The sequence below is a fragment of the bacterium genome (assembly GCA_040753085.1).
GTDB lineage: Bacteria > UBA9089 > JASEGY01 > JASEGY01 > JASEGY01 > JASEGY01.
This window is the reverse complement of sequence record JBFMHI010000120.1, coordinates 1-8,410: the sequence shown is the minus strand read 5'-3', so window position 1 is coordinate 8,410 and position 8,410 is coordinate 1. Positions and strand designations below refer to the sequence as shown.

General features: G+C 43.7%; 9 protein-coding genes. All 9 read left to right on the top strand.

Features of this window, described 5'->3' with window-relative positions; genetic code table 11:
• Window positions 1-558: 558 nt before the first annotated feature.
• The 9 genes from AB1797_11010 (at window position 559) to radC (ending at window position 8,189) form a co-directional block, all read left to right on the top strand.
• Window positions 559-723, top strand: a complete 165-nt coding sequence (locus AB1797_11010) for a hypothetical protein (GenBank protein ID MEW5768132.1) — start codon at window positions 559-561, stop codon at window positions 721-723.
• Between the two features lie 1,300 nt (window positions 724-2,023).
• Window positions 2,024-3,136 carry a DNA replication/repair protein RecF gene (gene recF, locus AB1797_11005; protein ID MEW5768131.1) on the top strand — a complete coding sequence of 371 codons (1,113 nt, stop codon included), beginning with the start codon at window positions 2,024-2,026 and terminating at the stop codon, window positions 3,134-3,136.
• A 57-nt stretch (window positions 3,137-3,193) separates the two neighbouring features.
• Window positions 3,194-3,454: an extracellular matrix regulator RemB gene (gene remB, locus AB1797_11000; protein ID MEW5768130.1), complete on the top strand. Its 261-nt coding sequence runs from the start codon at window positions 3,194-3,196 to the stop codon at window positions 3,452-3,454.
• Window positions 3,441-5,354: a DNA topoisomerase (ATP-hydrolyzing) subunit B gene (gyrB, locus tag AB1797_10995; protein ID MEW5768129.1), complete on the top strand. Its 1,914-nt coding sequence runs from the start codon at window positions 3,441-3,443 to the stop codon at window positions 5,352-5,354. The genes remB and gyrB overlap by 14 nt, the downstream gene beginning before the upstream one ends.
• Before the next feature lie 198 nt (window positions 5,355-5,552).
• Window positions 5,553-6,035 (top strand): hypothetical protein, encoded by a 483-nt coding sequence (locus AB1797_10990; GenBank protein ID MEW5768128.1) that lies wholly within the window; start codon window positions 5,553-5,555, stop codon window positions 6,033-6,035.
• Window positions 6,036-6,163: 128 nt separating this feature from the next.
• Window positions 6,164-6,352, top strand: a complete 189-nt coding sequence (locus AB1797_10985) for a helix-turn-helix domain-containing protein (protein MEW5768127.1) — start codon at window positions 6,164-6,166, stop codon at window positions 6,350-6,352.
• The gene (locus AB1797_10980) at window positions 6,336-6,488 is read left to right on the top strand and encodes a phosphotransferase (GenBank protein ID MEW5768126.1); all 153 of its coding nucleotides are present in this window, start codon (window positions 6,336-6,338) and stop codon (window positions 6,486-6,488) included. Before AB1797_10985 ends, AB1797_10980 begins: the two co-directional genes overlap by 17 nt.
• 324 nt (window positions 6,489-6,812) lie before the next feature.
• Window positions 6,813-6,971, top strand: coding sequence for a hypothetical protein (locus AB1797_10975; GenBank protein ID MEW5768125.1), 159 nt, complete (start codon window positions 6,813-6,815; stop codon window positions 6,969-6,971).
• A gap of 540 nt (window positions 6,972-7,511) precedes the next feature.
• Entirely contained in the window at window positions 7,512-8,189 is a 678-nt protein-coding gene (radC, locus tag AB1797_10970; GenBank protein MEW5768124.1) for a DNA repair protein RadC, read from the top strand.
• Window positions 8,190-8,410: the final 221 nt, after the last annotated feature.

Genomic DNA, 8,410 nt, shown 5'->3' with positions numbered 1-8,410 from the left:
CGAAGAGAATGATAGAATAGCACACGGATGACACAGATTTTGGCGGATTCTCACGGATTTTTTCTAATAAATTTTTATCCGTGTCAATCCGTCTCATCCGTGTAATCCGTGTGCTATTATTGGTAATATTTGTGTCTTTGTGCCTTAAGGGCTGAATAGTTACAAAAATTTCCCCTCAACTTTCATTACCCCCTGAATGGTTACAATCTGGGTAATCTGTGTTCCAAAAGAGGGCTGAGTTGATACGGTTGCGATTAGTGGTGTAATGTTATAGTGGTGTAGTTTGGTTTGTGTAATGCTGGAGTGAATGATGTGGTGTTGTGCTGTGAGAATTGCGTGGTAAGTGATATGATTAATGGACTATATTCAGAATACAGAACACAGAATACAGACTTGATAAGGGATACAACTCTGTCTTCTCTGCTCTGGGCTCTTAATATTTAATGGCAGAAGATACGGTGACGACGGAAGCAGAGAATCTTTTAATCAAGCCACCGTATCTCCTGCTAAATTGGTGAATGGCGACCTCGATGCTCGATCCTGGATGCTCGATCCTGGATGCTCGATCCTCGATGTTCGATCCTCGATCCTCGATGTTCGATCCTCGAAGCTGGTAAAGGATCCCGTATCGAGCATCGAGCATCGAGTATCCAGTATCGAGCATCCAGTATCGAGTATCCAGTATCGAGTATCGAGTATCGAGCATCTATTCTATTCTATTGACGGAAATTCCTAAAGTTTTTTCTAAGATAAGCCGATAAAAAGATTAAGGGGGATAGAATGACTTTCTATCTTTTTTAGTCGTCTTTTTTTTAAAAAAAAGACTTGACTTTTCAAGGGAAGTAGGATATATAAAAAACTGAAAAGAAGCATAAATGAATAGGGCTGGTCAGAATACACTTCTGATCATGCAAAAACTAGAGACCGGGACAGGGTTTTAGTTTTAACCTACTTTATTTATGTTTTCTTGACCCCCTAGGGTGCCCGCCAGCATCTTAGGGGGTTTTATTATAAAAGCCTTCCACCTTCAAGTCTATCTACCTGAGGAGTTTTATTTATTCATTATCCGGCATCTGCAATCCGAAATAAAAAAAAGGCTGGCCAGAATACACCTGTCATGCAAAAACTAGAGACCAGGACAGGGTATTTAGTTTCTTACCTTCATTAATGTTCTCTTAACCCCCTCTGATGCCCGCCAGCCTCATAGGGGTATGATTATCAATTATCAATTTAGCCACTGATTAACACGGATTAGCACGGATCATATATTACTATACTTTTGCACTTTTTGTAACTACTTAAAATACAAATACCTTATAATAACCTCTCGTCATTCCCGCGAAAGCGGGAATCCAGTAATATCAAGGCTTCTGGATTCCTGCTTGCGCAGAAATGACAAAAAGTGCAAAAGTATAGATATATTAAAGGAAATCAGTGTTTCATCCGTGTAAATCCGTGGCTAAATAGTTAATTATATTTTTGGACACAAAAAAACCTATCGCCCCCAGGAATCTGCTATCTTTTTTGCAAACGCCACATTTCTTCATACCTTCTTTCTCTTGCAAAAACAAAAAAAACCTACCACAGATAGCCTCCTCTTGCGATAAGTTTAACTTTTTAACCTTATCGCCCTTCTTCAGACTGATTATATCCGCTCCTTTTCTCGTAATTGACTAAAGATAGTATTTTAATTAAACCTACTTTATTTACTCTCTCTGTTTCTTCTTTTTAATTGTGCTGTAAACCCTTGTGGTTTTAGAAAGGCAATTTTTTATTTTGTCCTGACGCACCTCCTTACCCTTTTTTAGTGTTGCCACTATCATATCATATTTAGTCAAAAATGTCAAGGAAAAAATTATTCCCGCAGGAAAATTTCTTGATGGCGAGCCGCCTCTGGCAAAAATAGGGTGGTCGCCATATATCAAAAAAGACAATCGCTTGGAACGAAACCAAAGATACTTCTCATAGACTTGAAATAGATTTAGTTTGACAGATAGGCAGAATAGTGATAAAATAAGAGATCATGTATCTTGGAAACTTTAAAGGGAAGGGGGTGCGAAATCTATTACCCTTAGAGCTGGAATTTAATCCCCAACTTAATCTCTTGATCGGCGACAATGGGCAAGGGAAAACCAATTTACTGGAAGCTATCTATTTTCTGGCCACCTCTCGTTCCTTTCGAACCAGTCAGGATCAGGAAATGATTCAGTTGGGGGCCGGGGGGATATATCTTGGCGGTGAAGTTTCTGGGGTCGGGGGAGATTCTAAGATTGAACTCCTTTATCAGCCTCCCCATAAAGAGGCCAAGATAAATGGTAAATCCCTCCCCAGGTTGATCGATCTTATCGGCCATCTGAGAGTAGTTCTCTTTTCAGCCGAAGATATAGCCATAATAAAAGGGGGGCCTCACCTACGAAGGCGGTTTATGGATATAGGTATATCTCAAACTGACCCTGTCTACCTGAATGATTTGCAGAAATATATCAGAATCCTGAAACAACGGAATCGGCTCCTGAATGAGATAAGAGATGGAGGAAGGTATGAAGACTTGCTTGATTCTTTTGACGAATCTCTGGTTAAGACCGGCAGGGCCATTATCAGTAAACGAAGATTAATGGTGACTCAGATTGGTCCGATGGTTAATCATATTCATCAGGAGATAAGTGGTAGGGATAAGGAACTCCAACTCGAATATAAACCTCGGATAAAGGAAGAGGATTTTTTCGATCGCCTGAGGGAAAAACGCAGGGAAGAGATAAGTCGAGGACTCACGCTGATCGGACCGCATAGGGATGAGATTATCTTTACCCTTGATGGTATAAATGCCAGGGGGTTTGCCTCAGAAGGGGAGGCAAGAACCATAGCTATTTGTCTCAGGTTGGCCGATTTGAAATATATCTATCAACAAAGTGGGGAGTATCCCTTGCTCATTTTAGATGATGTCTTCTCAGAGTTAGATGAACACCGGAAGCAATATCTGGTCAATTCGCTGCGAGGTGATATTCAGACCTTTGTTACGGCGGCTGATGAGCATATTCTTGAAGACTTGCCTTTATCTAACAGTTCCATCTTCCGAGTAAAAAGGGGTGAAGTTTGGCTGTATCCGACACAAGTAGGTAAAGCACATCTGGAATAGTTGATGGCGGATGGCGGAATGAGCAGAATCCGAAATCCGAAATCGAAGGAGGCTGCTATGTTTCTTCATTTAGGTTCTCACGTTACCATATGGGAGCGTAAAGTAATCGGTATTTTCAGTCACAAGTCAACTATGTCTTCTGACATTACTCAAGAGTTTATGCAACAGGCCGAAAAGAAGCGGTTGACCAGGAAGGTTAATAATGAGCCGCCCAAGTCATTTATCCTGACTGATAAGGCTATCTTTCTTTCTCCAATAGACTCTGGAACCTTGAAGGGAAGAATGAAGAAAGAGGTGAAACAATTTGGGCAATTTTAGGCATCCTGAAGAATATACCGCCGAACAGATTCAGGTCCTGGAAGGCCTTGAGGCCGTCAGGAAGAGGCCGGGAATGTATATTGGAGACACCAGTTCCCGGGGGCTGCATCATCTGGTCTATGAGGTGGTAGATAACAGCATTGATGAGGCCCTGGCCGGCGAGTGTGAAGAAATTGAAGTCATCATCCACCGGGATATGAGTATTACGGTGACTGACAATGGCCGGGGGATACCGGTTGATCCTCATCCGATTCATAAGCGGCCGGCCGTAGAAATTGTTATGACCACCCTTCATGCCGGAGGGAAATTTGAACACGGTTCTTACAAGGTTTCCGGCGGTCTTCACGGCGTGGGTATCTCAGTAGTCAATGCCCTTTCAGCCTGGTTGGAGGTTGAGGTCAAGCGGGATGGGAAGATATACTTCCAGAAATACATAAGAGGGAAGCCGGTCGAGGACGTGAAGGTGATAGGGGAGGCCACTGGAACCGGGACAAAGGTAATCTTTAAGCCGGATCCTGAAATCTTTGAACAGACCGCTTTCTCTTTTGATCTGCTGTCTCAGAGGCTGCGGGAGCTGGCTTTTCTGAATAAAGACGTCAGGATTAAGATCACTGATGAGACCTCCAGGAAATTCCATGACTTTCGCTATGAAGGGGGAATAATCTCCTTTGTCGAGCATTTAAACAAAAACAAGACCGTCCTTCATGATCTCCCTATTTACTTCAAACGCGAAAAAGATAATGTTGAGGTAGAAATTGCCTTGCAATATAATGACGGTTATCAAGAGAATATCTTCGCTTATGCCAATACGATTAATACGGTTGACGGAGGCACGCATCTGGCTGGATTCAAATCGGCCCTGACCAGGGCCATAAATGACTATGCCAGAAAAACCGGGCTTATTAAGGAAGGGGGGACATCTCTCTCTGGTGAGGATGTGCGGGAGGGATTAACCGCCGTGATAAATATCAAGTTGCCTGATCCCCAATTTGAAGGCCAGACCAAGGCCAAGTTGGGTAATAGTGAGGTAAGAGGCATCGTTGATTCTATTGTCGCCGATGAATTAGGGGCCTGGCTGGAGGAGAATCCTGCCCTAGCCAGAAAGGCGGTGGATAAATGCATTACGGCCTTACGGGCCAGAGAGGCAGCCAGAAAGGCCAGAGAGCTTACCCGCCGTAAAACAGCCTTAGAGTCTAATTCCCTGCCCGGAAAATTAGCTGACTGTTCTAACCGAGACCCGGCTGAGTGTGAAATCTACTTGGTAGAGGGAGATTCAGCCGGAGGATCAGCTAAACAAGGCCGGGATAGAACCTTTCAGGCTATTCTTCCTCTCAAAGGAAAGATCCTTAATGTGGAAAAGACCAGACTGGATAAGGCCCTGTCTAATGAGGAAATTACCACTATTATTACCGCCCTGGGAGCCGGAGTGGGGGAGGATGAATTCAAGCCGGAAAAGGTTCGCTACCACAAGATCATCATTATGACTGATGCTGATGTGGATGGGGCTCATATCAGGACCCTGCTTTTGACCTTCTTTTACCGTTATATGCCTCGCCTGGTGGAGGAAGGCTATGTCTATATTGCCCAACCACCCCTTTATTGTATTAAAAAAGGAAAAGAGGAATGGTATGCCTACAACGATGAAGAGAGAAATAATGTCCTGGCCAAACTCGGTAAGAAGGGCATATCTGTCCAGCGATACAAAGGATTGGGAGAAATGAACCCGGATCAACTCTGGAAAACCACCATGGACCCGGCCAATAGAACCGTCCTCCAGGTAACCCTGGAGGATGCGGTGGAAACAGATGAGATCTTCACTATCCTGATGGGGGATAAGGTAGAACCCAGACGGGAGTTTATTCAAGCTTATGCGGATAAGGTGCGAAACCTGGATGTATAAGGATCGATTCCGAAAAGAGGTTAGCAATGAACGCCGAGCGAGAAAAGTTCCTCGAGGCCCTGGTTGATCGGGCAATATTCGTCAAGCTAACTGATTTGGAAGAGAAAGGGTTGAATTTAAACGATTCATAGAAAAGCATCGAAAGGTCATCTGAAACAGAAGGAGCATTTGCGCTATAAGGCAAATCCTACTCAGTAGTTGGAAGGTTTAAGATTCGAAGCGAAAACGGATCATGTGTTTAGAAGGATAGTTTGGCTAACCCCTTTTGAATTTAGCCGGATTTCAGCCACGCCAAATCAGGCTTCTATCACTGAAAATATGTCTGTCCTGGCAGAGGGGAATGCCCCAAGTTTGTCAGGCATTTTAATGCAGCTAATCTCCCGCGTGAAAGAATTAAGCCCTGAACGCGCCAGAGATCCCGATCTCTTAGATGAAACGGATCAGGCTGCTTTCCAGGAAGCGCTCGATGAGGCTTTAAGATGTAAGCCAGGCAAACATTATCTTAAATCAGTTCCCCTCTCATGGCCGGGTAAATGGATGGGCACTCAGCATTTTTCGTTCATCCCCCCTCGATTATTCCCTATCTGGAAGCAGCCTCAATTCTTCATATCGGAAAACAAACACATTTTGGAGGCGGCACTTTTGTTATTATATACTCACCATCTCTATCTCTTTGGCTGATAAAAAATTTGGAAGAGATGTTGACAGAATGAGATATATATGCTATACTATAAATAGATATGATAGAGATTAACTATTATAAGCAATAGAATATTAGTTTTTACTAAATTTGAAGGGAGTTGTCAGCTATGAGCAAGAAACTGAATCCTATTATGACTGTCAGGGAAGTAGCGAAATATCTTAGGGTTCATGAGATGAGTATCTATCGAATGTGTAAGAAGAGAGCCATCCCTTCTTATAAGGTAGGTAACTCTTGGCGGTTCAACAGGGAGAAGATTGATGAATGGCTCTTCTCACAATATGAAAATAAATTGTAGGGTAACCGTTTATCACACTGCTCGATGCTCGATGCTGGATCCTCGATGCTCGATGCTGGATGCTCGATGCTGGATGCTCGATGCTGGATGCTCGATGCTCGATGCTGGATACTCGATGCTGGATGCTCTATGCTGAGTATCGAGCATCCAGGATTGTTTGGTTGCGGCTTAGCCGCACTAAGGCTGACGGCTGATACCTGAATGGCTAAGAAGGCGGCCTTGTTCATTGTTTGGGCCAAGGGGGATAGAGTCCACGGTCTACACAGTCCACATAGTCCATCCCGTCCATAGAAAAAGAGAGATTGACTGAAGGAGGGGAGAACTATGGATGTCTATACCGTCCACATAGTCCATCCCGTCCATAGAAGGCAACTCGCAGGCTATTGACCGTAAACCGTGGACCGTGGTCGAAACGATGAACAATGCCCTGAAGGCTTACGAAGAGGGGAGGGCAACTCTTATGACTAAGAAAAAGCTCCGTTACAAACCGATGTTATTCGACGCCCGTTTTGCGCATATTGAGCAAAAGGATTACATCAAAAAAATTGTAGCCGGTATATTGCTTGATTTTAGTTTGTTAGGCCTTGTGCTTGGTCTTATATTTATCATTGTTGGTTAAGCCCACTTACATAGCGCCGCAAAGCCGTCACCAAAAGGAACACCTATCAGGTCATTTGACCCCCAGATAAATATGTGGTAGAATTTATCAAAATCTAATTAAGGGGAGATCAAGGTGAAATCCTATACGTGCTTTGACAGAAGGGAGCCAAGGTCTTTAAATGAAATATATACTCTGGTGTGGTTAAAGCGATAAACCTCACTACGACAACCGTTAGGTTGTTCTTTGGTTACGGCTTCACCAGGCTGGGTCTTAGAACTAAATTTTTATCTGCCAACTTGACAAAGCACCTTTAAAAGGGCGATTTCTATCGGGAACCAAAGCTTATTATATTTATCTAGGATTCAAGTAACACTATCACAGATTATTTTAATAAATAGATTTGGGAAACACAATGTTGTCAAAGCCAATGCCACTTTCTGATCTTAAAACCCCTGAAAAAATCGGTGAAATCTGTGTTCCCTATTTTCGTGGTGCTTTTATAATTCTGGCGGACAACGCAAATGTGGCGGGGTAATACTATAAAACTTGAACCTAAAGATGGACAAGGACTTACTGGCAGGACATCGAAAGCGGCTTCGGGAGCGATTCCAAAAATCAGGGCTGGCCGGTTTTCATAATTATGAAATGGTAGAACTGATCCTCACCTTTGCCATACCCCGACGAGATGTTAAACCCCTGGCTAAAAAACTGATCGATCACTTTGGCAATCTGGCTGCTCTCCTGGATGCCCCCGCCGAAGAATTGAAGGCGATCAAAGGGTTGGGGCCCAACGCCGCTATTTTAATAAAGCTTTTTAAAGAGGTCGCCACAGAGTATCGCCGTGTTCCAATCATAGGCAAGAACTATCTAAATTCCCTTCGTGATGTTCTAAACTACTGCCATCATTCTCTATCAGGACTTCGAGACGAAGTGTTTCAGGTTATTTATCTGAATGTCAGGAATGAGATTATTAAGACCGAGACGCTTCAAGCAGGCACAGTAGACCAATCTGCGGTTTATCCCAGGAAGGTAGTGGAAGCAGCCTTAAGACATAACGCCAGCGCTCTGGTCTTTACTCACAATCACCCCAGCGGCGATCCTACTCCCTCTGAAGCGGATAAAAAATTGACCCGCAGTCTTGTTCAAGCTCTGCAGGCCATCGATGTTTCTGTCCATGACCACCTGGTGGTAGCCCGGGATGGATATTTCAGCTTCAGAGAAAGCGGGCTGCTCTAATTCGGTGAGCTGCTTGGTGGCCTCCTTACGTTGAACGGCAGATAGAGTGAGCCATTCTGAAAGGGGCCAGCCGTGATCGACTGACTTAAGCAACGAGGGACGGTTCACTTTAGTGTGAGAGCTTGCGTCTAAAAGATGAAGTGATTTGTAGCAAAATTGCAGTTAAATTTAACCAAGAGCAGATAGCGACAGGAAATTTTCAGGTGTTATTTGGTTAGGAC

Coding starts and splice junctions, on each gene's coding strand:
- AB1797_11010 (MEW5768132.1), top strand. CDS start 559: ATGCTCGATCCTCGATGTTCGATCCTCGATCCTCGATGTTCGATCCTC.
- remB (MEW5768130.1), top strand. CDS start 3,194: ATGTTTCTTCATTTAGGTTCTCACGTTACCATATGGGAGCGTAAAGTA.
- AB1797_10980 (MEW5768126.1), top strand. CDS start 6,336: ATGAAAATAAATTGTAGGGTAACCGTTTATCACACTGCTCGATGCTCG.
- AB1797_10975 (MEW5768125.1), top strand. CDS start 6,813: ATGACTAAGAAAAAGCTCCGTTACAAACCGATGTTATTCGACGCCCGT.
- recF (MEW5768131.1), top strand. CDS start 2,024: ATGTATCTTGGAAACTTTAAAGGGAAGGGGGTGCGAAATCTATTACCC.
- AB1797_10985 (MEW5768127.1), top strand. CDS start 6,164: ATGAGCAAGAAACTGAATCCTATTATGACTGTCAGGGAAGTAGCGAAA.
- radC (MEW5768124.1), top strand. CDS start 7,512: ATGGACAAGGACTTACTGGCAGGACATCGAAAGCGGCTTCGGGAGCGA.